The organism is Bacillus cereus group sp. BfR-BA-01492 (genome assembly GCF_022662815.1).
GTDB classification, from domain to species: domain Bacteria; phylum Bacillota; class Bacilli; order Bacillales; family Bacillaceae_G; genus Bacillus_A; species Bacillus_A cereus_BD.
The window spans coordinates 67,577-93,516 of sequence record NZ_JAKUEH010000003.1; the positions used below are offsets into that span (position 1 = coordinate 67,577).

Sequence of the window (25,940 nt, forward strand, 5' to 3'; positions counted from 1 at the left end):
ACAATTGGCTATCTCTGTTCAAATAGCTGTCAGAAGCAGCTTATTACTTATTCTCTTCTTTTCTTGTATGGGGGTAGCACCACATGCCCATTAAGCTAAGAAAAGCAAATATCCCAAAACAAGAAAATTGACATCTCCAGGTAAAAATGTACAAATTTTTTGTTTTATAGATTATTAATTTCTTTTATCACATGAAGATTTCGTTCGAACTCAAATAAAAATAGAGTCTCAAGAAAAGAATCTTGAGACTCTATTTTTATTTCAAAAAGGAAATCATGATTTTCTCTAATTCAGCCTTATTTAAAACATCATCAATGATTACAACTTGATAGGCACTGTCCTTTCCTTTTGCAGGAACAATCATCTTCATGCCTTTTACATTACTTCCAGTCATTTTAGCAAAAGTGATTTTTGCACCTTCTAGTTCATAATTTTCTATCTTGTCATTGTCATTAATCCACATGTAAAACGGATCTTTTCCTTTTTCTAAAATGGCGGATTGATAAATTCTATAGCCAAACTCCTCGGCTCTATATTCTGAGTGAATGATAGGATTCAGCTTTTTTGTTGTAATTTCTGTTTCAACTTCTTCCTTCTTTAGTTCATAACCTTTCGCTACATAAGTTGGTTTCTTAATTGGAAAATCAACTAATTTCTGTGCCTCCTTTACAGTAAACGTGAAATGTGAATAGATTTTTTCCCATAACGGTCCAATAGCTTTGCTATTTTCCTCTAATTCTTTACGATCGTCTGGTTCTAAATCTTCAGGTCTCCCTACATCTCTTGTCTTTTTATCAATGATATACGCCTCTGTTTGCAATTTAATCAATTGATCAAATTCTTCTTTTGTTAACAGATTCCGTGCTACTTCCATTTCTTCAAGTGTAGATTCATATCGACTGTCTGAAACATGAAATTCTGCAAATGCCTGTCCTTTTGTACCAATCATCTTTTCTACAATTTGCTGAATAGGAACTTTAGTTTGTGTTTTTGCTTCTTTGATATTATTTTTTACTTCCGTTTGTTCTTTCTGTGGGTTGGTTGATATATCTGCACGTGCATTTAATAAAGATATAGATGACACAGCAATTACAGCAACAGCTCCAAATACAGACCAACGATATGATTTCTTTTGAAACTTTTTAATCATAAGGATTCTCCTTTTTAATGTCCTTTTATTTCTACTTAAATTCGCTAAACTAGGCACTTGATAATAATTTGTATAATGTTCTAAAAGCGTAATAATAGTGTGGCCATATGCTATTTGTTCCTCTGAATCTATAAATGTCAAAGCCAATGCATCACAGGCCAATTCTTGATCTTCCCGCATGCATGAGTAGGCATACCAAAGAATTGGGTTAAACCAATTTAAAATGAGTAAGCCATGCATCAACCAATTCACACCAACATCTCTTCGTTTGATGTGAGCCAATTCATGATAAAAAATGCATCGTAACTGTTGCTCATTTAGTACTTTCATATGTACACTTGACAATAATACCTTTGGCCGAATAAATCCGAACACAGTTGGACTTGAAATCTTTCCAGCTAAAAGTAGTGGGGCATCCTGTTGAACAGACATAGATTTCTTACAGTTTTCAAAAATTCGGACTATCCTTTCATCTATAATAGTAGGTTGTTTTTTTATGTAGAGTAATAAACGCCTATTCAGAATGATAGTAGTAAAACTAAGAATGATAACCCCAGCAAGCCAAATATAGAAAAGGATTGTATAAAATGAAAACGTCGCATCATTTCTTTTTTCACTATTGTGTGTTTGTTTCTTACTTTCTTCAGCTATTTTTGTTGAACCAGATGCATAGATATCTTCTTCTGTGGTTATCTTTGAGTCGCCTATATCTGTCAATTCTTGCATACGTTCTTTTGAAGAAGAAACAGTTACAGGGGCTTGGTAAAAAATAACTGCAGTGCCATTACCGTGCGAAAGGATAGAATAGATACTGTAGGAACTATCCGGTGACCATGGTAATAGAAGTCTTACAATTAATATCATCCATAATAGATATTGCCATCGTGGGGTTAATTTATTTCTAAGCAAAACTTTAACACATAAGATTAGGCCAACTAATATACTTGCCATAATAGAGGTTTCTATCACCCAATCAAAGAAGCGAGGTAGATAGACGTTTATGAACATATCTATCATTATTATCTATCCTTCCTCTGATTTTTCTCAGTCTTTTCATCCAGAATACGTTTGAGTTCGTTAATATCTTCTGAAGAAAGTTTTTCTTCTTTTAAAAAATTCACAAGTAACGGTTTAAATGCCGCACCATAGAAACGTTTGAGGAGCGATTTTGTTTCTACTTGTAAATAACTATCTTGCGACACTAAAGGATAATATGCATACATACGCCCTTTATCCTGATGATAAGAAACAGCCTCTTTTTGGACTAATCGATTAATAAGCGTTCGAATCGTTTTCGGTTTCCAATTCATCGTTTCCTCAAGTGCTTCAATCACTTCATTGGCTGTTTGAGGCGACCTTGACCAAAGAACTTTCATGATTTCCAATTCAGCTTCCGATATTTTTGGTAATTCTTTCATTTTATAAAATTCCACCCCTTGTATTACACTTGTAATCCACATTCCGATATTACAAATGTAATCCCGGAATGTCAACCATATTTTGGATTTACGAATTTTGCGAAACTTAAGAAAATAATCCCAGAAACAATGAAAATACGCCACCCTTTCCTATGATGATCAGCAAGGATAGCGTATTTTTTGCTTTATGGGTAAAAAACTAGATTGATAGGGATTGTTTTTAAATCGCAAAGAAAAAACACAGAGGTTTATTATCTCTGTGTTTTTCCTTACATCCTTCTTATTTTTCCTGCAATTACAAAATCATAAGTGATATAACTCTTTTACAATTACGTATATTTCCCATAATGTTAGACAACCTATAATAATTAAAAATGCTGAGCTACTTACTAAAATCATTTTTACAATGGTGTTCATATCTTTTGATTTTAAAGAAATAAGTAATAATACTATTCTTAATATCAGTCCTAAAATCCCTGTAAATGTTGCTTCAGCTGTCATAAAAAATACTCCTTTGGTGTTTAAGTACTATCCACACTTAATTTCCTACTAGGATACATACAGTAAAATGGAATAGTTAATTGTTGCATTTCTCCTAAAGTAGGGACGTTAACTTTTAAAGTAAATTTATGATTTAAAATCGCTGGATTTGAACCTAATCCACGTTTAAAATGATTGTTACAAGGTTTCCAAAATATAGACCTGACATTTATAAAGCTATCCTTTTGAGACAGGCTCATATCACATTATCTTTTATTCAAACCTCTTTTATGTAAAAATTCCTTCATATGCATTCGTTTTTCTTTTGACATGAATGTGCTCATTGATTCTGTCCATGTTACATTTTTTTGATTGGTAGATCGGGCGTTATAATATGCACTCATCGTTTCGTCATATGTTTCTAATAGTGATTCATATTTCGCTACATCGTATGTATTTTCATGTAAAATGGCTTCTACTGGCAAGCGCGGTTTTACCTCACGTTCTTGATCTGGCACTCCAATTGTCATCCCGAAGACCGGATATACTTTATCTGGTAAATGAAGTAACTCACTCACTTCTTCTGGGTTATTTCGAATGCCCCCAATATAACAAATACCATATCCCAATGATTCTGCAGCAAGTGCTAAGTTTTGAGCAAATAATGATACATCTACTGTAGCAACGATAAAATCTTCTACGCTATCATGTTTCATCTCTGCTCCATGTTTCTCACAAGCAATTTCTAAACGTTTTAAATCCGCACAACAAACAACGAATGCTCCGCAATGTTGCACATGTCGATTTCCAGATAACTCTGCTAGCTTTGCTTTTAATGTTTCATCTGTTACATAGAGAACAGAATACGCTTGAACAAAATGAGATGATGCTGCATGCTGAGCTGCCTGTACCATTCGTTCTATTATATTTTTAGGAATCGATTCGTTTTTATATTTTCGTACTGACGTATGACTCTTCATTTTCTGTATCATTTCATTCATCAAAATCGCTCCTCTTCCTAATGAAAAATTAATACCTGAATTGTAACAAAAACTACTTTTCCCTTCCAAGTAAAGTGACATCATAATAAAATATTATATTCGGTTCAATACCCAATATTTTGTGATTGCAAAATATTCTCGAATATTCGATTTGATGACAATTGATTTTGGCGTTCTAGCAGAAAGCCCTTCTAAATGTAAGCCTTGTTTCTCAGCAATTTTTTTAGCACGAAACATATGAAAATCATTTGTAACGAGAAGGCCCTTTTTTCGATCTGGTGGAATCAGCTTTTTAGAGAATGTAATATTTTCATTTGTATTTGTCGAGCGATCTTCCAGTATCATTCTTTCCTCTGAGATGCCCTGTTTCATAAGTCCACGTTTCATTGCCAATGCTTCTGAAATATGTTCCTTCTTTCCTTGGCCTCCCGATAGAATCACTATTGTTCTATCATTCTGTTTTAAATAGCTCGCCGCTGCATCGATTCGATATTGTAACGCATATGATGGTTTACTTCCTTTCACACTCGTTCCAAGTACAATCATATAGTCTGCATCATTTTTCACTTCCATATGTCCATACTTATATATTTCGTACTGCAAGAAACTTATATAACCAATGACAATGAACATTGTAATCAGGCTATATTTTATACCTTTTTTCTTTGTTAACATTTATTAATCTCCTATTTTTCTATTTTTTCATTATAATGCTATTACTAATATTTTCATATATAAAATCCCAACAAAATAAATCAAATCTCAAAATGTAATATTTATCATCTGTGCAGGGCATAGTAAAGAAAGTGTATACCATTTATCATGCAAATTTGTCTTAAGGGGTGTCAACGTTGTTTGTTTTTTTAAGTACAGTAACTTTCTTATATATATTATTTATTATAGCGATTAAACTATTAGGAAAATCAGCATTAGCACAGCTCACACCGCATGATTTTGGCGCTATCATCTTTTTATCTTATTTAGCTTTCGGAGCAATTAAAATAGACAACCTATTTCAGGCCATTACGGGTATTATAATTGTTACATTTCTCCACCTTCTCATTACAAAGCTTAGTTTGTTAAACAAACTGAACCCTTTTATTCTTGGACATCCAACACTTCTCATCAAACATGGAAATATTTTATTTGAAAACTTAAAAGAAAGCAGATATCCGATTGCAGAACTACTCTCTAACTTAAGAGTAGCTGGATATCCAAATGTCAGTGATATTGAATATGCAATTTTAGAGGCAAATGGTTCCATTAGTATTTTACCAAAAAGAGAACTGATCCCACTTACTCCAAAAGATATACAGATGGATGTTACATACGCCGGCTTACCAGTAGCAGTTATTGTTGATGAACAAATTCAATATGACAATTTAAAACTAATTCATAAAAATGTAGATTGGCTACAAAAAGAATTAAAAGCAAAAGGATTTGATACAATAAAAGGCATCGCATTTGCTTCTGTTCAAGAAATAGATGGTTCTTTTGCCATTAGCCTCAAAAACGAAAAATCCCCTTAATATAGAAAGGGGATTTCTATTATGCTGCATTCTGTTTCTTTATCCCCCCTCTCCTCCTTTGAAAGCGGGATTCAGTTTCTCCACAATTCATTACACTTCAATAATAATCGGAAGAATCATTGGTTTTCGTTTTGTACTCGTATATATCAATTGACTTAATTTTTCCCTTATTTCCTTCTTCAAAATCGACCATTGGCCCACATAAGATTGCTGCAGACGCTGAATCGTTTCTACAACGGATTGATTGATCTCCTTAAGAAATTCTTCCGAATCACGAACATATATGAAACCGCGTGAAATAATGTCTGGTCCTGAGATCATTTCTCCGTCTGTTTTGCTCAAAGTAATTACGATAACAAGCATACCATCTTCCGAAAGTTGTTTGCGATCACGCAAAAGAGCATTTCCTACATCGCCAATTCCAAGTCCATCTACATATATGTTCCCAGCCGGTATCCTTCTTGATTGATAGGCGACTTGTTTCGTTATATCCACTACATCCCCATTTTTAATGATAAAAATGTTCTCTTTTTGAACCCCAACAGACTCTGCTAACAAACTATGATGGTGTAACATTCTAAATTCACCATGAATCGGAATAAAATATTTCGGTTTCATTAAAGTTAACATTAATTTTAATTCTTCCTGATATGCATGCCCGGACACATGCATCCCTGTCGAACTTCCTGTACCGTAAATCACATTGGCACCTAACACAAATAAATTATCAATAATACGTGACACGTTACGTTCATTTCCAGGTATAGGCGTTGCCGCAATAATGACAGTATCCTCTGGCAAAATCTCCACTTGACGATAACTTCCACTAGCTAAACGAGCAAGTGCTGCCATCGGTTCCCCTTGGCTACCTGTACAGAGAATTGCTACTTTCTCTGGATCTAACCTATTGATTTCATCCGCTTCAATTAACATTCCTTCAGGAATCGTTAAATATCCTTGCTCCATTGCGACAGATACTACATTTACCATACTTCTTCCTAGTAACGCCAATTTCCTATTTGTTTTTATACAAGCTTTCACTACTTGTTGTACACGATTCACATTCGAAGCAAAAGTAGAGAGAATCACTTTTCTTGGTGCTTTCTGAAACGCTTCTTCTATCCGTTCACCTACCAAGCGCTCTGAGGGGCTAAATCCGGCTCGCTCTGCATTTGTACTTTCAGAAAGTAACGCTAGCACTCCTTTTTCTCCAATGTTTGCCATTTTATGAATATCTGGGTATTGCTCATTTACAGGTGTTAAATCAAATTTAAAGTCCCCTGTATGTACGACTGTTCCTTCTTCTGTATGAAATGCAATCCCGAGACAATCAGGAATACTATGATTTGTTTTAAAAAAAGTAAGACGCATTGTCTCCAACTCAATTTCAGATTCAGAGTCAATCATAATCAGTTTCGTTTGATTTTGTAAGTGATGTTCTTTTAATTTCAGTTCGATTAAGCCGAGCGTCAATTTGCTTGCATAAATAGGGATGTTTAATTGTTTTAATATATACGGTATCCCCCCAATATGATCTTCATGTCCATGTGTAACAAAGAGCCCCCGAATTTTTTCTTTATTTTCTTGTAAATATGTAATATCTGGAATAATAAGATCAATGCCCAATAAGCTTTCATCCGGAAATTTAGAACCACAGTCTACTACTACAATCTCATTTTTATATTGAATAGCATACATATTTTTTCCTATCTCGTTCACTCCGCCTAACGCAAAAATTGATAATGTATTTTCTGACATGCTCAAATTCAATATCCTCCTTTTCCACCTATTAAAGGACATCTACATAAGCATAGTATCCTTTTTATAAAACCATTCCATTTAAGGATTATTATCTGCTATGAAAAGACGTTCCATACCTAGAAGAACATGAATTTTTCATAAAAAGATGATGTCACCAAATCATGAAAACTATGAAAATCTTTTAAATTAACATTGATTTTTTTGAAAATGTATTATATATTTGTTACAGGTTCAAATTACAAGTTCAAAAGAACCTGTATTTAGAACCTTTGTTTGATGTGTACATACAATCTTACATTAAGCAAATTCCGAGAAATCGTTATATAAAACAAAACACGAAAAGGAGAGATGAGATGGAATTTTTCTTTCAAATTGCCTTAATTTTATTAAGTACAAAAATCGCAGGGGATATAAGTGTTAGGCTCGGGCAACCGTCTGTACTTGGAAAATTACTTGTCGGTATTATAATCGGTCCTGCGGTATTAGGGTGGGTAAATAACTCAGATTTACTTACACAATTAAGTGAAGTCGGCGTTATCCTTCTTATGTTTATGGCTGGACTGGAAACGGATTTAAAAGAACTGAATGAAAATCGCAATTCTTCTTTTGCAGTTGCTGTTGGGGGGATTATTCTTCCATTTGTAGGTGGGTATGTAGCTGGTCTTGTAATGGGTATGGATCAAGCAAACGCAGTCTTTTTAGGCCTCCTACTATGCGCAACGAGCGTAAGTATTTCTGTCCAAACGCTTAGAGATTTAGGGAAAATGAAAACACGCGAAAGTACAACGATGCTTGGCGCAGCTGTATTTGACGATATTTTAGTTGTGATTTTATTAGCGTTTGCAATGAGTTTCTTAGGTGCTGATGATGTAAACTTAACAATGGTTGTCTTGAAGAAAGTTGTCTTCTTTGCGTCTATTATTTTAATTGGTTGGAAAGGCGTTCCAATGATTATGCGCTGGTTATCACCACTGCGCGTCTCAGAATCTATTATTAGCGCAGCTCTTATTATTTGTTTTGCATTTGCGTATTTCGGTGAAATATTAGGAATTGCAGGTATTATCGGTGCATTTGCAGCAGGTATCGCGATTTCTCAAACAGATTATAAACATGAAGTTGAAAAGAAAGTAGAACCAATTGCCTATGCAATGTTCGTTCCTATTTTCTTTGTAAGTATTGGCATGAACATTACATTTGCAGGTATTGGAGATAAAGTATGGTTTATCTTAGCCTTAACGGTAATTGCTGTTTTAACAAAACTGATCGGATGTGGATTTGGGGCACGTATAACAGGATTTGATTTACAGTCCTCTACAATCATTGGATCTGGTATGGTTTCACGCGGGGAGGTTGCTCTTATTATTGCCGGGCAAGGATTAACGTCTGGATTATTAGCAAAAGACTACTTTACAGCCATTGTAATCGTCGTTATTTTGACAACAATGATTACACCCCCAATGCTGAAGTACTCTTTCGGTGTGAAAGATAAGCAGTTAAAACAAAGTGCATAGTATTCATCATAAAACAGCAAGCCAAACAACGGCTTGCTGTTTCCTATTTTATACAATCCATTGCTGTTTTCAGCGTCCCCACTACAAAAGCAATTTCTTCACTTGAAATAATAAGCGGTGGTGCCAACGTTAACACATTGTTGTAGCCTGCTGTTGTCATCCCATTTCGTCCAATGATTAATCCTTTTTCTTTACAACCATTCACTACGCTTGCAATTTTCTCATCCTCAATCGGTTCTTTCGTCTTTTTATCACGAACTAACTCAATCCCAACAAGCAACCCTTTTCCTCGAATATCTCCGACGAAAGGATGATCTTCAAGTTCTTCTTTTAACTGTTCTAACAAGAGAGCTCCCATTTGTGCAGAACGCTCAATTAAATTTTCATTTTCCATAATTTCTAAGTTTTTGAGTGCAAGTGCACAAGCTGCGGGGTTTCCACCAAATGTATTAATATGACGGAAAAACTCATATTCCCCTGTCCCTTTAAATGCTTCATATATTTCTTTTTTTACCGCTGTCGCCGACAATGGTAAATATGCACTTGTTATCCCTTTTGCCATTGTCACAATATCAGGTTTCACATCATAATTCATAAAACCAAATGCTTTTCCAGTCCGGCCAAAACCACAAATGACTTCATCACTAATAAGTAAAGCCCCATGTTTTTGACAAATTTCATGCACAGCCTTCATATAAGATTGCGGCGGCATTAAAATGCCACCACCTGTAATAATCGGCTCCATAATAAATCCAGCGATCGTTTCACCTAATTCCCATGTCATAATACGATCCATTTCTTTTACACACTCTACATCATAAATATCTTGCGATTTTATTTCTGGCATTCGATAACAATCTGGTGGTGTTACATGTAAAAAGCCTGAAGCAAATGGCTCATATTGATATTTACGCTGCGCCTGTCCTGTCGCTGCCATCGTTGCCATCGTATTTCCATGGTAACCGCGATAACGCGACATAAATTTATAGCGGTATGCTTCCCCTTTTTGGGCATAATATTGCCTTGCTATTTTAAATGCTGTTTCGTTTGCTTCCGAACCACTATTAGAGAAGAAAATAACATATTCTCCTCCTAACCATTCATTTAATTTTTCAGCAAGCTTGATCGCAGGTTCATGCGATTGTGACATTGGAAAATAGGATAATCTTTGCAATTGCTCATAAGCCGCCTCAGCAAGCTCTTTTCGCCCATATCCGCTATTTACACACCAAAGACCACTCATTCCATCTAAATACCTTTTCCCGTCTATATCTTCTACCCAGCACCCCTCTGCTTTCGCTCCAACCATTATTCCTTTCGGGCTAAATGGTCGCATGCCATGCCAAACATATTTTTCATCCTTTACAAGCAGTGCATCTGTTTGCTTCATTTTCACCATACATTCCACCTTCCATAACAACTTATTCTTTCTCAATCTGTACTGGTGCCATGATGAGTTAAAACTTCCTGCTTATCTTCATTCCACATGAACGATACAAATCCTACCCATTCCAGCGTTTAAAATGAAAAAAGAGCTCTCCCAAATCGGAAAGCTCTTTCGTTTAATGACCAGAAATATCACTCACGCCATATCCTGTATTAGATTTAACAAGAATTTCATCAAACTTCGCTTTATCCTCTTTCCTACTGGAAAAGATTGTTCCTAAGTAAGCCGCTAAAAACCCAAGTGGGATAGAAATAATTCCTGGTGTTGTATAAGGGAATAACGCCTCACCAACAAAAATTGCTTTTCCGGCTTCTGGGCTCCACACATTTGGACTAAATGCCACTAAAACAATGGCTGAAATTAATCCAACAAGCATTCCACAAATAGCACCCGTTGTATTAAAACGCCTCCAATAAATCGTATATAAAATAACGGGTAAATTCGCACTTGCAGCAACCGCAAAGGCTAAGGAAACTAAGAACGCAACATTGAGCGTTTGAGCAAATAGCGCCAACATAATCGACAATATAGCTACACCAAGTGATGCATAGCGCGCCATCGATACTTGTTCTTTCTCGGTCGCTTTCCCCTTGCGAACAATTTCATTATAAAAATCGTGAGCAAAAGCTGAAGCAGCTGTTAAAACAAGTCCCGCTACAACGGCTAAAATCGTTGCAAATGCAATGGCAGAAACAAAGGCAAATAAGAAATCTCCGCCCAGCGCTTTTGCTAATAGCGGCGCTGCCATATTCCCTGCTGGGTTCGCCTTCACAATCGCTGCATTTCCAACAAATGCAGCTGCACCAAAGCCAAGAAAAATCGTCATAATATAAAATGCACCGATTAACCATGTTGCACATACTACAGACTGACGTGCTGTTTTTGCATCACGAACCGTAAAAAAGCGCACAAGAATATGAGGTAAGCCTGCTGTTCCAAGAACAAGTCCTAAATTTAGAGAAAGTGTATCGAGTCCATCTTTATATTTCACTCCTGGATGCAAGAACGCTTCTTTCAGCGGTGTTGCTGTTTTCATCTGGGCAAACATTTCCGTTATACTAAAATGAAATTTGGCAAATACAATGACTGAAATAATAAATGTACCTGCCATAAGTAATACTGCTTTTACAATTTGTACCCAGCTCGTTGCTGTCATGCCCCCAAAAATAACATATACTGTCATTAACGTCCCAACGATTAAAACTGACGTTGTATATTCAATCCCTAACAATAATTTAATAAGTGCACCTGCTCCTACCAATTGAGCAATCATATAAAAAATGGAGATCGTCATTGTATTTAACGCCACAATGCCTCGCACTTTTTTCGCATCAAAACGTGCTGCAATCATATCCGCTAGCGTATACTTCCCTAAATTCCGCAGGGGCTCAGCTACTAAATATAACACGACTAAATAAGCAACTAGAAAACCAATGCTGTAAAAAAAGCCATCAAATCCCGTTAAGGCAATCGCTCCGGCAATTCCAAGAAATGAGGCAGCTGACATATAATCACCAGCAATAGCCAGTCCATTTTGCCAACCTGTTAACCCTCCGCCAGCTGTATAAAACTCGCTCGCATTTTTCGTTTTTTTCGAGGCAAAATACGTGATCACTAGCGTACCAAGCACAATTATTAAAAACAGTATAAATGCCGTCGTATTCACTTTTATTCCCTCCCTTTTTTTATATTGTGATGAATTCTCTGAGCAATTTCATCAAATGATTCAGCTTTTTTGCTATAAATCATACAGAGCGCCCACGTCATAACAAATTGAGCAAAAGCAAAAATCCACGCCCATGTCACATCACCAAACACTTTTGTATGTAACTCTGTTGAATAAGATGTTAAAATCGGTAAGGCAATGAAAAAACTAAGGAAGAAGATGCTCATCGGAATAATAAATCTCTTCTTCTTTTCTAACAATGCTTGAAATTCAGTTGACTGTACAATTTCTGTATAATTTATCTCTCTTTGCAACTGACGCGCCGAACTATCCTCTCGTTTCATTTCTCATTCTCCTCTCCATTTTTAAAAACTAAATTTTATAAATATTCAGAAACTTATACTTATTTTAGACAATCCCCTCTTTGCTGCAAAGATTTTTCAGTAGACATTTTCTGTCATATTGCTACAATTTTCTACTATATTTTTTCGCAATAAAATCCAAACATACTTACATGGATCATGTTGTAAAAAGAATTTCTTAACAATTCTTTTCATTTCCCCCTCTCTCAGAAAAAACAGCCGTAACTACTGTTACGACTGCTCTCTTATCTATCGTATTCACATGATATTACAAATTTGCTTGCTGATTCATTGTAGACAAAAAGTTCTTTGGGCCAAATATATTTTGCTTCGGAATAATATGTTCAACCGCAAAAACCGTTACTTCCCCTCTCTGCACTTCACCAATAATCAGTCCAAACTCATCATGATTTACTGCAAACGTTGGTTGCTTTGTTTGTAATAGTCTTTCTGCAGTTTGAAGTACAGCTTCATATAACGAATTTCTGTCGGTCACTTCTTTTCGAATTTTTGGACCTAATGTAATAATGATTTCTTTTCCATGAATAATGGTTCGATACATAACAATCTCCCCTTCAATCTTGTATGAACAACATAAGTTCAGCTTCCTCTCACATATCCCTTAAAATAAAACGTAAGGATTATACATTGCAAGGAAAAAATCCGCTATAAAAAAACACCGAAGCCTTCTTACAATATATTCTATATTCTGCTGCAAAATTCCTTGTTTTACACTAAAAAACGATTGAAAACTACTCTCATACTATAACAGAAGTACTTACACGCATTTCTCCTATCGAAACACATGAAGAAAAACAACGAATTTATTTTCCATTAAAATGGGATCCCAAAATAATAAAGAAAAGTTGGATTCAATGCAGTTCCTACGTATTTTGTTTCATTCAAAATATAAGAAATTTGGGCAAAAAATTATTTAAAAATACAAAAATTTAAAACCGCTTACTTGACTAAATTCTACCATTTCGTGTATATTTAAATTAATCATTTAGCAGAATATTCGAGAATATAGCATTTCTAGTTTTGGGAATGTGCCAATATTTGAAATGAATATGACTAAATGAAAAAGTAATTGTTTTTTAGGAGGAATTGTAACATGCAAGGAAAAGTAAAATGGTTTAACAACGAAAAAGGTTTTGGTTTCATCGAAATCGAAGGTGCTGACGATGTATTCGTACACTTCACAGCAATCCAAGGCGAAGGCTACAAATCTTTAGAAGAAGGTCAAGAAGTTTCTTTCGACATCGTTGAAGGTAACCGCGGACCTCAAGCAGCTAACGTAGTAAAACTTTAATCTAACGTATAATAGGAGGTTACCAAACAGGTAGCCTCCTTTATTATTCCTTTGTATATTTCCCTTTTGCAGAGCAAAAACTATGTAAAATGTGAAAGTACAAAGGAGGTAATCAGTATGGGCTCACATGTAAATGATTTTGAAGAAGTAAAATTCCGCATAGAAAGTGCACAAAAACTAGTAGGTTCTGCAACGATTACAATGGACCCAGAATCCCTGGAGCATGCGACAAATGCAGTTGAGTCGGCACGCTCTCAACTTGAAATTATGAAATCCGTTGCAACGGATTTAGATGAACCTTTTTTACGAAATGAAGAAAAAAAATTAGACCAATGCGAGCATCAATTACAAGAAGCGAAGCATTAACCTTCCCTCTCACTAAATTCTATACATGAGAGGAAAAAGTGAGATGATAAAAACATCCAGAGAAAGGAACCTCTGGATGTTTTTTATGATAATTGATCTCCATATTTCTTTAACTGTTGTCCAACTGTGCATTGTCGAATACAAAACGAATGGGCGTAGTACTTACTATGCGTTTGCCGATTATGTTCTTGTAAAAAACAGTCTTGACAATATGTCTCTAATAAATCATTTACCTCAACAATCAGTCGCTTTTTATTCACCACTACACCCCTCTATCCAGTTATTTCTATATGACTATCGATTGCTGTCCCTTCTAGCGCCTGCGTCGCCAATTGATGAGCCTCCTTATTTTGTTTTCGCGCTACTGGCTCAAAGATTAGCTTCAATTTCATTTGCTTCGCCTTTTGTTCAATCTGATCTAAATAATGATTCAAATGCTCATCGTAGCATGGCCATTTTCCAGCAAGTTGTTGCAGTACAACTTGCGAGTCACCGCGTAGTCTAACTACTTCATATCTCACTTGTAACTCTTCCAATACATGTATGCCATATTGTAACGCTGCATATTCAGCTGCATTATTATCGTATATTCCTTCTATGTAAGCATTGCGGCGAATTCGGTAATTACTACTTCCCTTTTTATAGTAGACGCATATCCCAATCCCTGCTGTTTTTGTTTCAATATCGTAGCCACCATCAAAATAAAGATGAATATCTTGTGGTTCCTCTTCTACTTGTTTACTGAGCTTTTTCATTTCTTTTAGCGTCCACTCTACATTCATTTCATCATAAAATACAAGGGTCTTTACACGTCCAGTTTTCTCAAAGTCAGCTGCAAGTTGAAGTGCTTCCTCGATACTTATATACTCTGTTGTTAACTCAGTTTGAAGACCATGTTTTGTTTTATAGTGCCAATGAATTTTATATTTCATATTATTTTCCCCTTATAGAAGACTTCTTATTTATTATTATATTTTATCAAAAATCCGTGTATTATATGCGAATGAATCCGGTATCCATTTGTTATATGAGCATTTCATTTTTTAGGGAAACGTTTATCTTGCTATTTTAAAGTAGTAAGGCGCCCACCTCAAGATGTAGAATCGGTGCGGGATAAAGATTAACGTTTCACTTTATGTAAAAAAAGGCCGCCCAATCTATTTCAATTGGCGCGGCCTCTTTCTTTATGATTTACATCATTTTTTCAAATTGTACTCGTTTATTGATCCAATACATAACTGGCATTCCAACTGCCATGACAACAAATTCACCAGCTGCACATGTAAGCCATGTCAATAAAAATGGTAGATCAAATGCAAGATGAAGTTCAATCGCTATCATAAACATTGTAATCGTAAAGATAACTGTATTAAAAATCATCCGTGCCCAAACTCCTTTAATAAAGCGCATCGAAATAATAGTAGCAAGAAGCGCAAAAACTGACTGTCCTACTCCAAATACTAAATCGTATGCAATCATCGGTGAGAAAAATAAGTTTGTTAAAAATACACCTAAAACAATTCCGTAAATGGATTTTTTATTAAATACAACGAGATGATTAAACATCTCCGACACCCGGAACTGTACATTTGTAAAGCCAAATGGCTGAATCAGTATGGAAACAGCAATATATAAAGCTGCAAGAATACCATTTCCAACTAACGTTTTAATATTCATCATAAAAACTCCTTAGTTTTTTTACGTGGGATGGTTTCGAACCACGTGATTCGTTTTTACACAACAATTTTATATTGTACGCAATAGCTAACCATCCGTCAATAGATTACTACCTTTTTTCTTATAGACAACGTATAATAAAAACGATGAACTATTTAGGAGGTTTCACTTCATGATCGCAACAATTCAAAATGAAAAAGTAATCGTTTCCATCTCTGAAAAAGGTGCAGAACTGCAAAGCATTCGCTTAAAAGAAGACAACACCGAATACTTATGGCAAGGAGACGCTCACTATTGGGGACGCCGTTCTCCCATTTTATTCCCAATCGTCGGTAGATTAGTCGATCATACATATTATGTAGATGGTACTGCCTACTCATTAACACAACACGGTTTTGCCCGCGACCTTACCTTTTCTATAAAAAAACAGAGTGAAACAAATATTACTTATATCGTCACGAGCAATGCAGAAACGTTACAAAAATATCCCTATGAATTTGAATTATTCGTTTCTTATGAACTCGAGGGGCAAAGTCTACACGTTACTTACAACGTACATAATCCGTCTTCGAAAGAAATGTTCTTTTCCATTGGTGCTCACCCTGGATTCAATTGCCCGATTGTAGAAAGTACATCATTTACAGACTACTATCTCGCATTCCGTGGATCAGAATATTTAGAAACTAGCGTTTTAGAAGGACCATTTCTTTCAAAAGAAAAACAACTTATTGTAGATCATGCATCAGAATTACCACTCACATATGATTTATTTAAAAATGATGCTCTTATTTTTGAAAATATGAATACGAATGAAATCGCAATTCGATCTCATAAGCATAATAAATTTGTGAAAGTAACATTTACAGGCTTCCCATTCGTCGGTGTATGGACACCCGGAAATGACGCTCCTTTCCTCTGCATTGAACCTTGGTATGGAATTGCTGATGAAGTAAACCGAGCAAAAGATTTCAAAGAGAAAAAGGGAATTCAGTCTTTACAAGCGAATGAAACATTTACATGTCGCTATAGCATTACAATTGGATAGTACATATATAACGTTCTCCCCCGCTTTTCTCATAAAGTGAAACTTTAATCAGTGGGGGTTTTCTTCATCCCCCACTGATTATGAGCCCTCACCAATCGGGCTGTTACGGGCAGCCCTACCTTGCTTCTCTCTGAATCTTGAGGTGGGAGTCTTACTACCCTCAAATAGAGGGATAAGTAAGGCGGGGAGCCTTACAATTCATTAACGGAGGTATCTTATTTTGATTGAAGTATATATTGATGGCGCATCAAAAGGAAATCCTGGTCCTTCTGGTGCAGGTGTTTTTATTAAAGGGATTCAGCAACCGGTTCAATTATCTATCCCTCTTGGGATCATGTCAAACCATGAAGCTGAGTACCATGCCTTACTTATCGCATTAAAATATTGTATAGAACATAATTATAGCATTGTATCCTTTCGCACCGATTCTCAGCTTGTAGAACGTGCAATTGAAAAAGAATATGCAAAAAATAAAACATATGCTCCGCTTTTACAAGAGGCATTAACATATATTGAAAAGTTTGAGCTTTTCTTTATTAAGTGGGTTCCAAGCAGTCAAAATAAAGTTGCAGATGAGCTAGCAAGAAAAGCAATTTTACAAAACGAACGGAGGTCTTAATGTGAAGAAAGAGTGGGTTGCTCCTTTTGCTTTATTATTCGTCTCCTTTATTTGGGGAGCTACATTTGTCGTTGTTCAAAATGCAATGTCATTTGTTGGTCCTTTTACATTTAACGGTATTCGTTTTTTATGCGCTGGCATCATTTTATTATTCATTCAAATTTTATTTTCAAAAAAGATTTCAAAAAAACAAATGTACTATAGTAGCTTCGCTGGACTCATTGTAGGCTTCTTTCTATTTGTTGGCTATCTTTTGCAAACATTTGGACTACTTTATACGACCTCTTCCAAAGCAGGATTTCTAACGGGGCTCAGCATTATTATGGTTCCAATTCTTTCATTCATTTTTTTAAAGCAAAAGGCAACACCTTTTGTTTTACTTGGCATTCTCACTGCCACAATCGGGCTTTATTTATTAACTGCTGCTGACTCCTTTCAGCTTAATATCGGAGACATACTCGTTCTCGGCTGTGCGATTGCCTTTGCAGCCCATATTTTAATCAACGGTGTCTTTTCCAAAAAAATATCACCTTTATTATTAAGTACATCTCAAATCTTATCTGTCGGGGTCTTTTCGACTGTTTGTGCCTTTTTATTTGAGGATTATGAGAAAATATTTTCTACTTCTTTATGGTCGAACAGCGATTTCTTATTTGCGCTACTTGCTACATCTTTATTTGCAACCTCTATTGCCTTTTTTATTCAAACAGCAGCTCAAAAACATACCTCTTCAACAAGAGTTGCGATTATTTTTGCAATGGAACCCGTCTTCGCCGCTTTAACAAGCATCCTTGTTGCCGGTGAACAACTATCTACTTCAGCAATCCTCGGCTGCCTTTGTATTTTTCTCGGCATGATTTTTGTGGAACTTCCTGCAAAAGTAAAAAAAGAAGCGCAGGCTGCGTGAAGTTAAGCTTGTAACTTCCGCATAAAAGCCTTTGCGCTTTTTTTATCGGTAATTTGTTCTTCTTTCAATCTTTCTAGCAGCGCCACAAAATAACTCCCATCAAACTCTAATTGATGTTTAATGGTCGCCTCAATCGCTGCGTTTACAATTGTATCAGAGGCACCTGTATATCCTTGACCAAACCTAATAAATCCTTGTGCTTCTTCAGATAACTTGAACCCTTTTGCATATAAGAATGAAAGATAATCCTGCACTGTCTGCATGCTGTTCCCACCTAATTTAAAAATTGTCCCTTTCCTATCATACATGTTTTTATGCAGGATGAGAATGAATTTTCTTTGAAAATTTCTTTATTCGCACGCGTTTTTATACTGTCATGGAACATTTAGCTTTTCAGCTTGATCTATAGAAATTTTCCTTCTTCTTTCTCCTTCATCATTTTTGCCAGCTCAATGAAAAAATCCAATGAGTCTGGATTTACGAGCGCTCCCTCATTCACTACTTTTTCTGGTGAAAATCCTAATAAAATCTTCCGAATTGGAACTTCTAATTTCTTTCCGCTTAACGTTTTCGGTATTTGTTCCACTTCATAGATTTCGTCAGGAACAAACCGCGGTGAAACGTTTTCTTTTATTTCTGTTTTTATTCTTGCTTTTAACGCATCATTCATATGTATGCCAGGCTGTAATACGACAAAAAGTGGCATATACGATTTCCGCCCTAAAAGTTCTAAATCTACTACTAATCCCTCTACAATATCATCCAATGACTCCACTATACTATATATTTCACTTGTTCCAATGCGAACACCAAGCCTATTAATTGTAGAATCTGAGCGTCCAAAAATAATGCAACTTCCTTTTTCATCAAATTGAATCCAATCACCATGTCTCCAAATCCCAGGATACATGTCGAAATAACTTTCAAGATAACGATAATTATTGTGATCTCCCCAAAAATAAAGAGGCATGGAGGGCATAGGAGCAGTTATTACTAATTCCCCTACTTCATTTATAACGGTCTTTCCTTCCTCATTAAAAGCTTGTACGTTGGCTCCTAAAGCACGCGTTTGGATTTTTCCTGCATAAACAGGAAGGATGGGGGAGCCACTTACAAAAGCAGTACACACATCTGTTCCTCCACTCGTTGAAACGAGCCATACATCTTCTTTCACATTTTCATATACCCATACAAATCCTTCAGCAGATAATGGTGAACCAGTAGAACAAATCGCCTTTAACTTCGAAAAACGATATTTTTCTTTTGGTTTCATTCCAGACTTCATACATGCATGAAGAAAACCTGCACTTGTTCCAAAAAACGTAACCCCTACTTCGTCTGCAAGGTTCCACAACATTTGTATACTTGGATAAGATGGACTACCGTCATATAAAACAATCGTCCCCCCAGTTAAAAGACCACCTACTAAAAGATTCCACATCATCCAGCCTGTCGTCGTAAACCAGAAAAATACATCATCTTGATTCACACCTTGCTCAACTAATAATGTCTTCAGCTGCTCTATTAAAATTCCACCTTGACTTTGAACAATCGGTTTGGGCAAACCTGTTGTTCCTGAAGAGAATAAAATCCAAAGAGGATGATCAAATGGAACTTGTTCAAACATAAGCTCACAATCGCCTTGCAAGAGTTCATCCCAATACATTGCACCATTTAATTCCGTATCGTTCCTTTCCATATAAGGGATGACAATTGTTTGCTTTAAGGTAGGTAGACTAGATTGAATTTTCCCTACATGTGCGAGTCGATTCTGAATGTTACCATTATAAACATATCCATCCACAGTAAATAAAATTGTTGGCTCAATTTGTTGAAAGCGATCTATTACTGTATTCGTTCCAAAGTCAGGGGAACAACTGGACCAAACTGCTCCAATGCTTGCACACGCTAAAAAAGCAATGATTGTCTCTGGAATATTCGGCATATAACTAGCAATGCGATCTCCTCGTTTCACTCCTAACCGTTTTAAAGAATTGGCTACCATCGCTGTTTTTTCCAGTAGCTCTTTCCAGCTTATTTCTGTTTTCTTTTTAAATTCAGACTGAAAAATAATTGCTGGTTTATTCTCTTTTACATGTCGAAAAATATGCTCTGCATAATTCAAAGTAGAACCTGTGAACCATTTTGCTCCAGGCATCTTTCTTGATTCTAAAACTTGACGATATGGTGTGCTAGACTTCACTTCACAATAGTTCCAAATACTCTCCCAAAATGATTCTAATTCTTCAACAGACCATTCCCATAATTCTGTTTGGCTTTTAAAAGATAAACCTTTCTCTTTTAAAAGCCATTTCATAAAAAAGGTGACACCTGCATTTTCTATTTGCTGCTTTGAGGGTTTCCATAATAACATATCTTTCGTAATCGCTTTCATTTTTTCTCCTCCTAAACTAGCAGTTTTTTATGAATATTAACTATATACAGCACACATTCTCAAAAACCTTTCTTAGCTAAAGAAGTTATTAGCAAAACAAAAAAGGTTCTCCTATCCGAAGAACCTTTTTCATCACATTTATTTTTACACAAATAAAACTTTTCTTTGTGCTCCTTCTAAAACCCCTTCTTGCATTTGTTGTATGAACCGATATACTTTTTCTCTTTGTAAAGTAGCTCGTTCTGCACCACCGTATTCACATAATAGCAGCATCAGCTCAAGTTTATTTTCTACTTCCATCAAGGAATCTTGTTTCATATACTCTACAAACGAGTTTGTCCCTGTAACGTATTCAATTTTTGCTTGTGAAAACATATTCATAACGCTCTTTTTCATATGGTATCGAACTGTACCTTCTTCCTTCATTTCTTTCACAATACTTTTAAATATATCATTTGTTATTTTCGTCTTTTCGGCAAAATAATGCATCCATTCTTTACACGTACGTCCTCGCATCTGCTTCACATATCCCATAAGATGTTTTACATACCCACGATTACTAGTTTTTTCTTTTATGATTTCTAATTCTTCTTTATGGTTAAGCTGCAAATACCCCTTGTTAAGTAGCTCCATACATAATATACCAATCGTATATAGCGGTAGACTAAATGTATAACGACTATTTATACGGATTGGTTCCTCCGCCAAAGAGATACTAATAAAATTTTTTGTCATTTCCCCCACTTCCTGCATCCATACTCCCCCTCTATACTAAGATTCCCAAATCCAATTGTGTTAATATAGAATAAAGCGCTTTCTTTTCCCCTACACTTTCATTATAAATGTAATGTAACAATATGAAAAGAATGCACTTTAAGGATAGAAAGTATCCCCTAGGATACGAAATGGAAGGTGAAAAACATGGGGAAAGACTTACGTGATGAAGTATTACAAAAAATAAAGAATAAAGAATTTCATTGCGCAAAAGAATTAACGTTATCTATTATAAGTGGCAAGTGGAAAATTGTTATTTTATATCGGCTAGGACTACATGGGCCAATGCGCTTTAGTGCTATTCAGCAACTTTTCCCAAAAATTACTCATAAAGTGTTAACAAAACAGTTACGCGAATTAGAAGATGATGGTGTTGTTACAAGAAAAGTCTATCCAGAAGTTCCACCTAAAGTTGAATATTCTTTAACAGAACTTGGTGAAAGCTTACAACCTATTTTACAAATGATGTATGATTGGGGAGAAAAAAGAATAAAACAATTAAAGCAAGAATCTTAGTGAAATATTCTAACAAAAAATGTCTGACCAAGCTCTACTTGATCAGACATTTTTTATAGCATATTTATGAACATTTCAGGTCTGCCCCAATTCATTTGATTACAAACACTGCGCATCTTACCTTCATCAATTGTGTGCACACTTTCTTCTAACGAGCACGAAATAGGAACTTCACAATGAATTTCCGCTAATTGTAGTGATATATTTAAGTTCTCTAAATCATTTTCAATTTTTGTTCGCTGCGCTTTCGTCAACGATGAAATATTTTCTAATACCGCAGCTACTGTACCGTATTCTTGAATTAATTTATACGCCGTTTTTTCACCGATTCCTTTTACACCTGGATAATTATCACTTGTATCACCCATAAATGCTTTAGCGTGAACAATTTGCCAAGGTTCTACCCCTTTTTCTTCCATAATTTTTTCTGGTGTATAGTACTCATAATTTCCAATCCCTTTGCGAAGTAGCATGACAGTAACATTCGTATCAACAAGCTGTAATAAATCTGTATCGCCAGTTAATATATATACTTCTGCGTCACTGCAATACTTTTTCGCTAACGTTCCGATGCAGTCATCAGCCTCATACCCTTTCATACCAATGACAGGAATGGATAGCTGTGCAGTCATTTCTTGAACTAAATCAAATTGCGGTATCAACTCTTCTGGAGGTGCTGCCCGATTTGCTTTATAATTTGAAAACGACTCTGTTCGGAATGTTGTACTGCCCATATCCCAGCAAGTTACAATATGAGTTGGTTCAATCGTTTGCGCCGCTGTTAATAAATGTTTCATATAACCATGAATCCCATTTGTCGGGGTACCATCTTGTCGCTTCATAAATTGTCCGTATACACTTGTTGCGTAAAAAGCACGAAATAATAATGCCATTCCATCAACTAACAATACTTTATTCATAATTCCTCTCCTACTAACAAAAAATAATAACCTCACGTTAACACGTAAGGTTATATAAAATAGATTACCATTCTACGTTTTTTCAACCCATCTATTATACAATGTTTTTTCATATTTAGCACCATTCGTAACTCAAGATGTTTGCATGCAACATATATGAAGCAATCCAGGATACGTATTTTTACCTGTTGAAACAACAACTGCCTTCGCTGTACCACTTACCACTTTTGTTCCTTTAAAACATACATTTTCAAGTTGAAGTGGGTTGTAGTCTTTCATTCGTTTTAATGGAATAAAACGTTTGCGTTCAAGATAATAACAGCTTTCAAATTTCTCTACATTCGCTTCTTTTCCAGTTAACATAGATTCATCCACTAATAAATCATTTGCATAAATAATGCGAACATCAGCTGGAACTGTATCACCTGCAGAAAGAAAAACGATATCTCCTGGAACAAGTTCTGCAACAGGAAGATTGATTCTTTTCGATTCTCGCTTCATCTCTCCTTCTACTCTAGACACAGTAACTGTTTCCACATCACACTGCTCACGTTGCTTTGTAAAACTAGGAATCATTCCGCCTAGTTTCATGATTACATCTGTCAAAAGTGTACGTTTTGAAGATAATTCATTTTTCCCATACACATGGATGCGCTTTTGTGCTTCTTTCATAGAAAGGCCGTCTCTTGTTGTTTTAAAATAAACAAATACAGATTTCACATCTCTTGTTGCAATTTCAATTAACAACTCTTTATTTTGTTGTAACAGTATTTGTTCTTTCATTTCTTTTTTACTTTGTTTATGAGAAGTGTTACCCACAAGTTTGTTTACATGTAGCATATGTTCGTCTCCTCCTTTACAACGTAGGAAGAAACGCTTTGTTTCTCAATTTACCCCACTTTAACAGTATAACCTTTAAAGTGTTCCATATTTAGCTTACGATGACCAAAAAGTGTCACCTTATGATCCATATAGGGGGAGGAACAAGTCGTTTCCTGCCTACATCATATATTTTTGTTTCCAAGTATATGGGTAACGGAACCGAGTCAGAGTTCGACATGCTCCTCACCTCCCCTTTCATTTTGATTACAATTCATACTATGAAAATTCTCATAGTAAGTTAACAAAAAGACCTTTACTCAAAAGCGAGTAAAGGTCATAACATACAGAAATAAACGATTTCTACTCTATATAGAAATCTACGAACCTCTCCCTCGCCGAGCTTTAGCACTGTATAGCATAGGTACATTACCAGCTACGTTAAGAAAAACCTTAATTCGATCATTCCTGTTGACCCATTGGCGTCTCTCGACATTTTTGGGCAGTAGCATTTCTCTATACAGGAGCCTCACCTAACAGAGACTTTATTTTATTACATAGAAAATGTTACTCTTATTTAAAATAGATGTCAACACTTTCGGTTTAAAGTTTTTGAATTGCAACAAGTATTTCTTGGAAAATAAAAATTTAATAGGTTAAACACCCAGCAATGACAATCCCGATAGACACGGATAAAAACATAAGGAAAAGGCCAACCGCCTGATTATCCTCTTCAATGCTTTGATTAATATGAAAACGAGGCGTTAGCCATTCTGCTAAGTAGAACACAATGATTTGTGCCAATACACCAATTGCTCCCCATAGAAGCATATCAAACAATGAAACGGAATGAGCAGCCGTTGAATAAAGAACGATGGCAAGACCAAGAACTCTCCCTCCAAGTGCATAACTCGCTGCTTTATTTCCTTTTGCCATGAGCGAAAATTCTTTCACTTTTGTCGTCACTTCCATAAGAAACAGACCGATACATAAAAGACCTAACGAAACAACTAAATAAAGTAAAAAATTCGTCATTTATACTCCCCCTTTTTGATTCCTACAGGTAAATAATAAGATTCATTCCCTGTAATCTTTTCACCAGCACGTATCCCAATGCTACTTGGCTTCCCAGCAATTAAAAACGAACCAAATACGTAGGACAAATCTTCTTTCCCTTTTGTAGTTTCAAGAGAAACAACTGGAAGTTCTATGTACTTTTGAAATACTGGTAGTTCTTTTTTATATGTTTGATATGAATTTTGCGTCATAATTTTCATGTCTTTATCACGAATTGTAACAGTGTCGCCTTCTCGGCCAAACGAAGGCTTTTGCACAAAGGAATCTTTTCCTAAAAATTCATCAGGCTCTAAGTATGTAGGAATCATATATGTCTGAATCCACTCTTGTTCTTCCTTTGTATAAAAAGCCCCCTCCACTGCTAACCCCCAAATTAAACTTTGAATGGATTTCGGCTGCATAAGAAAGGCTGAAATCGGATTAACAATCGAAAGCTTTCCTTTCTTCACAAGTTGCAATAGCTCAATCCCAACAAAATCTCCAGTAATCGGGTCGTGATCCTCAAGTAAGTCTTCAATTGGATACGTTTGTCGATATAAAACATCAATTGGAATACCGTCAGTATCAACTAAAGCTTCATCCGTAATTCTTAGCTCTGACATTGGTACGATTTTACTTTTCACTTGACATAATTCTTGCAAATATTGCGTTGTATTCCAGTCTTCTATATGTTCATAATGAGCTGTAAATACTATATTTAGATTTTCAATTCCTTTCGCACTCTCCATGACAGCTTTTGTTATTCCTGAAGAAAGAAGACGTTCTTGCTGCTTGTTTGGATCACAACAATCAAAAGCCTTGCAAACTGCTTCATTTATTTGGAAACATTCCATAATAAAAGTCGGCGTATCACTATTAAACTCCAGCATTTTTATTCCATCATCTGTCACAGCGAAATCAAAACGTGAAATAACAGATTCAGGAAACAAAGACCTCATTCTAATATAAGGTAGACTGGAAAGTGGAAATCCAAGTTCAAGAAGCTGAGCGTCAGATAACGTACGAAGAAGTCTAGCAGTCTTAAAAAATATTTTTCCCATTCGCTCTGTCGCAAGTTGTAAATTCCGAACCGTTTCTTCCGTTATTTCAAAAAGATGAAACAAGCTATATTCCCCACCATATAAATCAGACCAAAAATGAGGGAATTTAGAATAAAACTGTTTTCTTTCTTTTCTATATAAGGACATC

Annotated in this window: 28 protein-coding genes and 2 riboswitches; of the genes, 8 read left to right on the plus strand and 20 right to left on the minus strand. The window is 35.7% G+C overall.

Annotated features, from left to right (window positions below):
* Positions 1 to 256: 256 nt before the first annotated feature.
* The 5 genes from MR063_RS05530 to MR063_RS05550 form a co-directional block, all read right to left on the minus strand.
* Positions 257 to 2,167: a M56 family metallopeptidase gene (locus MR063_RS05530; protein WP_242195030.1), complete on the minus strand. Its 1,911-nt coding sequence runs from the start codon at positions 2,165 to 2,167 to the stop codon at positions 257 to 259.
* A gap of 2 nt (positions 2,168 to 2,169) precedes the next feature.
* Positions 2,170 to 2,568, minus strand: coding sequence for a BlaI/MecI/CopY family transcriptional regulator (locus MR063_RS05535; RefSeq protein ID WP_242195032.1), 399 nt, complete (start codon positions 2,566 to 2,568; stop codon positions 2,170 to 2,172).
* 303 nt (positions 2,569 to 2,871) lie between these two features.
* Entirely contained in the window at positions 2,872 to 3,069 is a 198-nt protein-coding gene (locus MR063_RS05540; protein WP_242195035.1) for a hypothetical protein, read from the minus strand.
* Positions 3,070 to 3,314: 245 nt separating this feature from the next.
* Positions 3,315 to 4,049, minus strand: coding sequence for an oxygen-insensitive NADPH nitroreductase (gene nfsA, locus MR063_RS05545; RefSeq protein ID WP_242195038.1), 735 nt, complete (start codon positions 4,047 to 4,049; stop codon positions 3,315 to 3,317).
* 93 nt (positions 4,050 to 4,142) lie between these two features.
* Positions 4,143 to 4,724 carry a YdcF family protein gene (locus MR063_RS05550; protein ID WP_242195042.1) on the minus strand — a complete coding sequence of 194 codons (582 nt, stop codon included), beginning with the start codon at positions 4,722 to 4,724 and terminating at the stop codon, positions 4,143 to 4,145.
* Between the two features lie 176 nt (positions 4,725 to 4,900).
* On the opposite strand from MR063_RS05550, the gene MR063_RS05555 reads away from it, so the two are divergent.
* Complete coding sequence (locus MR063_RS05555) at positions 4,901 to 5,578, plus strand: DUF421 domain-containing protein (RefSeq protein ID WP_242195046.1); 678 nt, start codon at positions 4,901 to 4,903, stop codon at positions 5,576 to 5,578.
* A gap of 90 nt (positions 5,579 to 5,668) precedes the next feature.
* Here the strand turns inward: MR063_RS05555 and MR063_RS05560 are convergent, their stop codons facing one another.
* Complete coding sequence (locus MR063_RS05560; protein ID WP_396021820.1) at positions 5,669 to 7,336, minus strand: ribonuclease J; 1,668 nt, start codon at positions 7,334 to 7,336, stop codon at positions 5,669 to 5,671.
* A gap of 356 nt (positions 7,337 to 7,692) precedes the next feature.
* Between MR063_RS05560 and MR063_RS05565 the strand changes: the two genes are divergently transcribed.
* Positions 7,693 to 8,850 carry a cation:proton antiporter gene (locus tag MR063_RS05565; RefSeq protein ID WP_242142727.1) on the plus strand — a complete coding sequence of 386 codons (1,158 nt, stop codon included), beginning with the start codon at positions 7,693 to 7,695 and terminating at the stop codon, positions 8,848 to 8,850.
* A 43-nt stretch (positions 8,851 to 8,893) separates the two neighbouring features.
* On the opposite strand, the gene MR063_RS05570 is transcribed toward MR063_RS05565, so the two are convergent.
* From MR063_RS05570 to MR063_RS05585, 4 genes are all read right to left on the minus strand, one after another.
* Positions 8,894 to 10,249, minus strand: a complete 1,356-nt coding sequence (locus MR063_RS05570; RefSeq protein ID WP_242195053.1) for an aspartate aminotransferase family protein — start codon at positions 10,247 to 10,249, stop codon at positions 8,894 to 8,896.
* Between the two features lie 163 nt (positions 10,250 to 10,412).
* Complete coding sequence (locus MR063_RS05575; RefSeq protein WP_242195056.1) at positions 10,413 to 11,963, minus strand: solute symporter family protein; 1,551 nt, start codon at positions 11,961 to 11,963, stop codon at positions 10,413 to 10,415.
* Positions 11,964 to 11,965: 2 nt separating this feature from the next.
* Positions 11,966 to 12,307, minus strand: a complete 342-nt coding sequence (locus MR063_RS05580) for a DUF485 domain-containing protein (RefSeq protein WP_242195059.1) — start codon at positions 12,305 to 12,307, stop codon at positions 11,966 to 11,968.
* A gap of 286 nt (positions 12,308 to 12,593) precedes the next feature.
* Positions 12,594 to 12,887, minus strand: coding sequence for a cytoplasmic protein (locus tag MR063_RS05585; RefSeq protein ID WP_242195062.1), 294 nt, complete (start codon positions 12,885 to 12,887; stop codon positions 12,594 to 12,596).
* A gap of 552 nt (positions 12,888 to 13,439) precedes the next feature.
* Here MR063_RS05585 and cspD point away from each other — a divergent pair.
* Positions 13,440 to 13,637 carry a cold-shock protein CspD gene (cspD, locus tag MR063_RS05590; RefSeq protein WP_012093819.1) on the plus strand — a complete coding sequence of 66 codons (198 nt, stop codon included), beginning with the start codon at positions 13,440 to 13,442 and terminating at the stop codon, positions 13,635 to 13,637.
* Between the two features lie 117 nt (positions 13,638 to 13,754).
* Positions 13,755 to 14,003 (plus strand): DUF2564 family protein, encoded by a 249-nt coding sequence (locus MR063_RS05595; RefSeq protein WP_242195067.1) that lies wholly within the window; start codon positions 13,755 to 13,757, stop codon positions 14,001 to 14,003.
* Positions 14,004 to 14,086: 83 nt separating this feature from the next.
* Here the strand turns inward: MR063_RS05595 and MR063_RS05600 are convergent, their stop codons facing one another.
* The 3 genes from MR063_RS05600 to MR063_RS05610 form a co-directional block, all read right to left on the minus strand.
* Positions 14,087 to 14,263 carry a zinc-finger domain-containing protein gene (locus MR063_RS05600; RefSeq protein WP_242142721.1) on the minus strand — a complete coding sequence of 59 codons (177 nt, stop codon included), beginning with the start codon at positions 14,261 to 14,263 and terminating at the stop codon, positions 14,087 to 14,089.
* A 12-nt stretch (positions 14,264 to 14,275) separates the two neighbouring features.
* A complete protein-coding gene (locus MR063_RS05605; RefSeq protein ID WP_242195070.1) occupies positions 14,276 to 14,935 on the minus strand; it encodes a ribonuclease H family protein in 660 nt (219 codons plus the stop codon).
* A gap of 259 nt (positions 14,936 to 15,194) precedes the next feature.
* Positions 15,195 to 15,680 carry a QueT transporter family protein gene (locus MR063_RS05610; RefSeq protein ID WP_242142719.1) on the minus strand — a complete coding sequence of 162 codons (486 nt, stop codon included), beginning with the start codon at positions 15,678 to 15,680 and terminating at the stop codon, positions 15,195 to 15,197.
* Positions 15,681 to 15,686: 6 nt separating this feature from the next.
* Positions 15,687 to 15,731: riboswitch (PreQ1 riboswitch) on the minus strand.
* Positions 15,732 to 15,852: 121 nt separating this feature from the next.
* Here MR063_RS05610 and MR063_RS05615 point away from each other — a divergent pair.
* From MR063_RS05615 to MR063_RS05625, 3 genes are all read left to right on the plus strand, one after another.
* A complete protein-coding gene (locus MR063_RS05615) occupies positions 15,853 to 16,725 on the plus strand; it encodes an aldose 1-epimerase family protein (RefSeq protein ID WP_242195073.1) in 873 nt (290 codons plus the stop codon).
* Positions 16,726 to 16,945: 220 nt separating this feature from the next.
* Positions 16,946 to 17,344 (plus strand): reverse transcriptase-like protein, encoded by a 399-nt coding sequence (locus tag MR063_RS05620; protein ID WP_242195077.1) that lies wholly within the window; start codon positions 16,946 to 16,948, stop codon positions 17,342 to 17,344.
* Between the two features lies 1 nt (position 17,345).
* The gene (locus MR063_RS05625) at positions 17,346 to 18,251 is read left to right on the plus strand and encodes a DMT family transporter (protein WP_242195079.1); all 906 of its coding nucleotides are present in this window, start codon (positions 17,346 to 17,348) and stop codon (positions 18,249 to 18,251) included.
* 2 nt (positions 18,252 to 18,253) lie between these two features.
* Here the strand turns inward: MR063_RS05625 and MR063_RS05630 are convergent, their stop codons facing one another.
* The 3 genes from MR063_RS05630 to MR063_RS05640 all read right to left on the minus strand — a co-directional run bounded on the left by MR063_RS05630 (position 18,254) and on the right by MR063_RS05640 (position 21,399).
* A complete protein-coding gene (locus tag MR063_RS05630) occupies positions 18,254 to 18,514 on the minus strand; it encodes a DUF6123 family protein (RefSeq protein WP_012093808.1) in 261 nt (86 codons plus the stop codon).
* A 140-nt stretch (positions 18,515 to 18,654) separates the two neighbouring features.
* Positions 18,655 to 20,646, minus strand: a complete 1,992-nt coding sequence (locus MR063_RS05635; RefSeq protein WP_242195082.1) for an acetoacetate--CoA ligase — start codon at positions 20,644 to 20,646, stop codon at positions 18,655 to 18,657.
* 144 nt (positions 20,647 to 20,790) lie between these two features.
* Positions 20,791 to 21,399 (minus strand): hypothetical protein, encoded by a 609-nt coding sequence (locus MR063_RS05640; protein WP_242195085.1) that lies wholly within the window; start codon positions 21,397 to 21,399, stop codon positions 20,791 to 20,793.
* Positions 21,400 to 21,567: 168 nt separating this feature from the next.
* Between MR063_RS05640 and MR063_RS05645 the strand changes: the two genes are divergently transcribed.
* Entirely contained in the window at positions 21,568 to 21,936 is a 369-nt protein-coding gene (locus MR063_RS05645) for a winged helix-turn-helix transcriptional regulator (protein ID WP_242142713.1), read from the plus strand.
* A gap of 53 nt (positions 21,937 to 21,989) precedes the next feature.
* Here MR063_RS05645 and MR063_RS05650 read toward each other — a convergent pair whose 3' ends face one another.
* The 4 genes from MR063_RS05650 to MR063_RS05665 all read right to left on the minus strand — a co-directional run bounded on the left by MR063_RS05650 (position 21,990) and on the right by MR063_RS05665 (position 25,939).
* On the minus strand, positions 21,990 to 22,856 hold the full coding sequence (locus MR063_RS05650) for a 5'-3' exonuclease (protein WP_242195087.1): 867 nt from the start codon (positions 22,854 to 22,856) through the stop codon (positions 21,990 to 21,992).
* Between the two features lie 132 nt (positions 22,857 to 22,988).
* On the minus strand, positions 22,989 to 23,696 hold the full coding sequence (locus tag MR063_RS05655; protein ID WP_242195090.1) for a P-type ATPase actuator domain-containing protein: 708 nt from the start codon (positions 23,694 to 23,696) through the stop codon (positions 22,989 to 22,991).
* A 363-nt stretch (positions 23,697 to 24,059) separates the two neighbouring features.
* Positions 24,060 to 24,223: riboswitch (M-box (ykoK) riboswitch) on the minus strand.
* A gap of 100 nt (positions 24,224 to 24,323) precedes the next feature.
* On the minus strand, positions 24,324 to 24,710 hold the full coding sequence (locus tag MR063_RS05660) for a DUF350 domain-containing protein (RefSeq protein ID WP_242195092.1): 387 nt from the start codon (positions 24,708 to 24,710) through the stop codon (positions 24,324 to 24,326).
* Positions 24,707 to 25,939, minus strand: a complete 1,233-nt coding sequence (locus tag MR063_RS05665) for a glutathionylspermidine synthase family protein (protein ID WP_242195094.1) — start codon at positions 25,937 to 25,939, stop codon at positions 24,707 to 24,709. Before MR063_RS05665 ends, MR063_RS05660 begins: the two co-directional genes overlap by 4 nt.
* Between the last annotated feature and the right edge of the window lies 1 nt (position 25,940).

What these genes read in the sequence shown, in the direction of transcription:
- MR063_RS05580 (WP_242195059.1), bottom strand. Translation starts at nt 12,307, where the DNA reads ATGAAACGAGAGGATAGTTCGGCGCGTCAGTTGCAAAGAGAGATAAAT.
- MR063_RS05530 (WP_242195030.1), bottom strand. Translation starts at nt 2,167, where the DNA reads ATGATAGATATGTTCATAAACGTCTATCTACCTCGCTTCTTTGATTGG.
- MR063_RS05660 (WP_242195092.1), bottom strand. Translation starts at nt 24,710, where the DNA reads ATGACGAATTTTTTACTTTATTTAGTTGTTTCGTTAGGTCTTTTATGT.
- MR063_RS05635 (WP_242195082.1), bottom strand. Translation starts at nt 20,646, where the DNA reads ATGAAAGCGATTACGAAAGATATGTTATTATGGAAACCCTCAAAGCAG.
- MR063_RS05665 (WP_242195094.1), bottom strand. Translation starts at nt 25,939, where the DNA reads ATGTCCTTATATAGAAAAGAAAGAAAACAGTTTTATTCTAAATTCCCT.
- MR063_RS05560 (WP_396021820.1), bottom strand. Translation starts at nt 7,336, where the DNA reads ATGTCAGAAAATACATTATCAATTTTTGCGTTAGGCGGAGTGAACGAG.
- nfsA (WP_242195038.1), bottom strand. Translation starts at nt 4,049, where the DNA reads ATGAATGAAATGATACAGAAAATGAAGAGTCATACGTCAGTACGAAAA.
- MR063_RS05570 (WP_242195053.1), bottom strand. Translation starts at nt 10,249, where the DNA reads ATGGTGAAAATGAAGCAAACAGATGCACTGCTTGTAAAGGATGAAAAA.
- MR063_RS05645 (WP_242142713.1), top strand. Translation starts at nt 21,568, where the DNA reads ATGGGGAAAGACTTACGTGATGAAGTATTACAAAAAATAAAGAATAAA.
- MR063_RS05650 (WP_242195087.1), bottom strand. Translation starts at nt 22,856, where the DNA reads ATGAATAAAGTATTGTTAGTTGATGGAATGGCATTATTATTTCGTGCT.
- MR063_RS05610 (WP_242142719.1), bottom strand. Translation starts at nt 15,680, where the DNA reads ATGAATATTAAAACGTTAGTTGGAAATGGTATTCTTGCAGCTTTATAT.
- MR063_RS05605 (WP_242195070.1), bottom strand. Translation starts at nt 14,935, where the DNA reads ATGAAATATAAAATTCATTGGCACTATAAAACAAAACATGGTCTTCAA.
- MR063_RS05655 (WP_242195090.1), bottom strand. Translation starts at nt 23,696, where the DNA reads ATGCTACATGTAAACAAACTTGTGGGTAACACTTCTCATAAACAAAGT.
- MR063_RS05565 (WP_242142727.1), top strand. Translation starts at nt 7,693, where the DNA reads ATGGAATTTTTCTTTCAAATTGCCTTAATTTTATTAAGTACAAAAATC.
- MR063_RS05535 (WP_242195032.1), bottom strand. Translation starts at nt 2,568, where the DNA reads ATGAAAGAATTACCAAAAATATCGGAAGCTGAATTGGAAATCATGAAA.
- MR063_RS05595 (WP_242195067.1), top strand. Translation starts at nt 13,755, where the DNA reads ATGGGCTCACATGTAAATGATTTTGAAGAAGTAAAATTCCGCATAGAA.
- MR063_RS05615 (WP_242195073.1), top strand. Translation starts at nt 15,853, where the DNA reads ATGATCGCAACAATTCAAAATGAAAAAGTAATCGTTTCCATCTCTGAA.
- MR063_RS05540 (WP_242195035.1), bottom strand. Translation starts at nt 3,069, where the DNA reads ATGACAGCTGAAGCAACATTTACAGGGATTTTAGGACTGATATTAAGA.
- MR063_RS05640 (WP_242195085.1), bottom strand. Translation starts at nt 21,399, where the DNA reads ATGCAGGAAGTGGGGGAAATGACAAAAAATTTTATTAGTATCTCTTTG.
- cspD (WP_012093819.1), top strand. Translation starts at nt 13,440, where the DNA reads ATGCAAGGAAAAGTAAAATGGTTTAACAACGAAAAAGGTTTTGGTTTC.
- MR063_RS05550 (WP_242195042.1), bottom strand. Translation starts at nt 4,724, where the DNA reads ATGTTAACAAAGAAAAAAGGTATAAAATATAGCCTGATTACAATGTTC.
- MR063_RS05585 (WP_242195062.1), bottom strand. Translation starts at nt 12,887, where the DNA reads ATGTATCGAACCATTATTCATGGAAAAGAAATCATTATTACATTAGGT.
- MR063_RS05630 (WP_012093808.1), bottom strand. Translation starts at nt 18,514, where the DNA reads ATGCAGACAGTGCAGGATTATCTTTCATTCTTATATGCAAAAGGGTTC.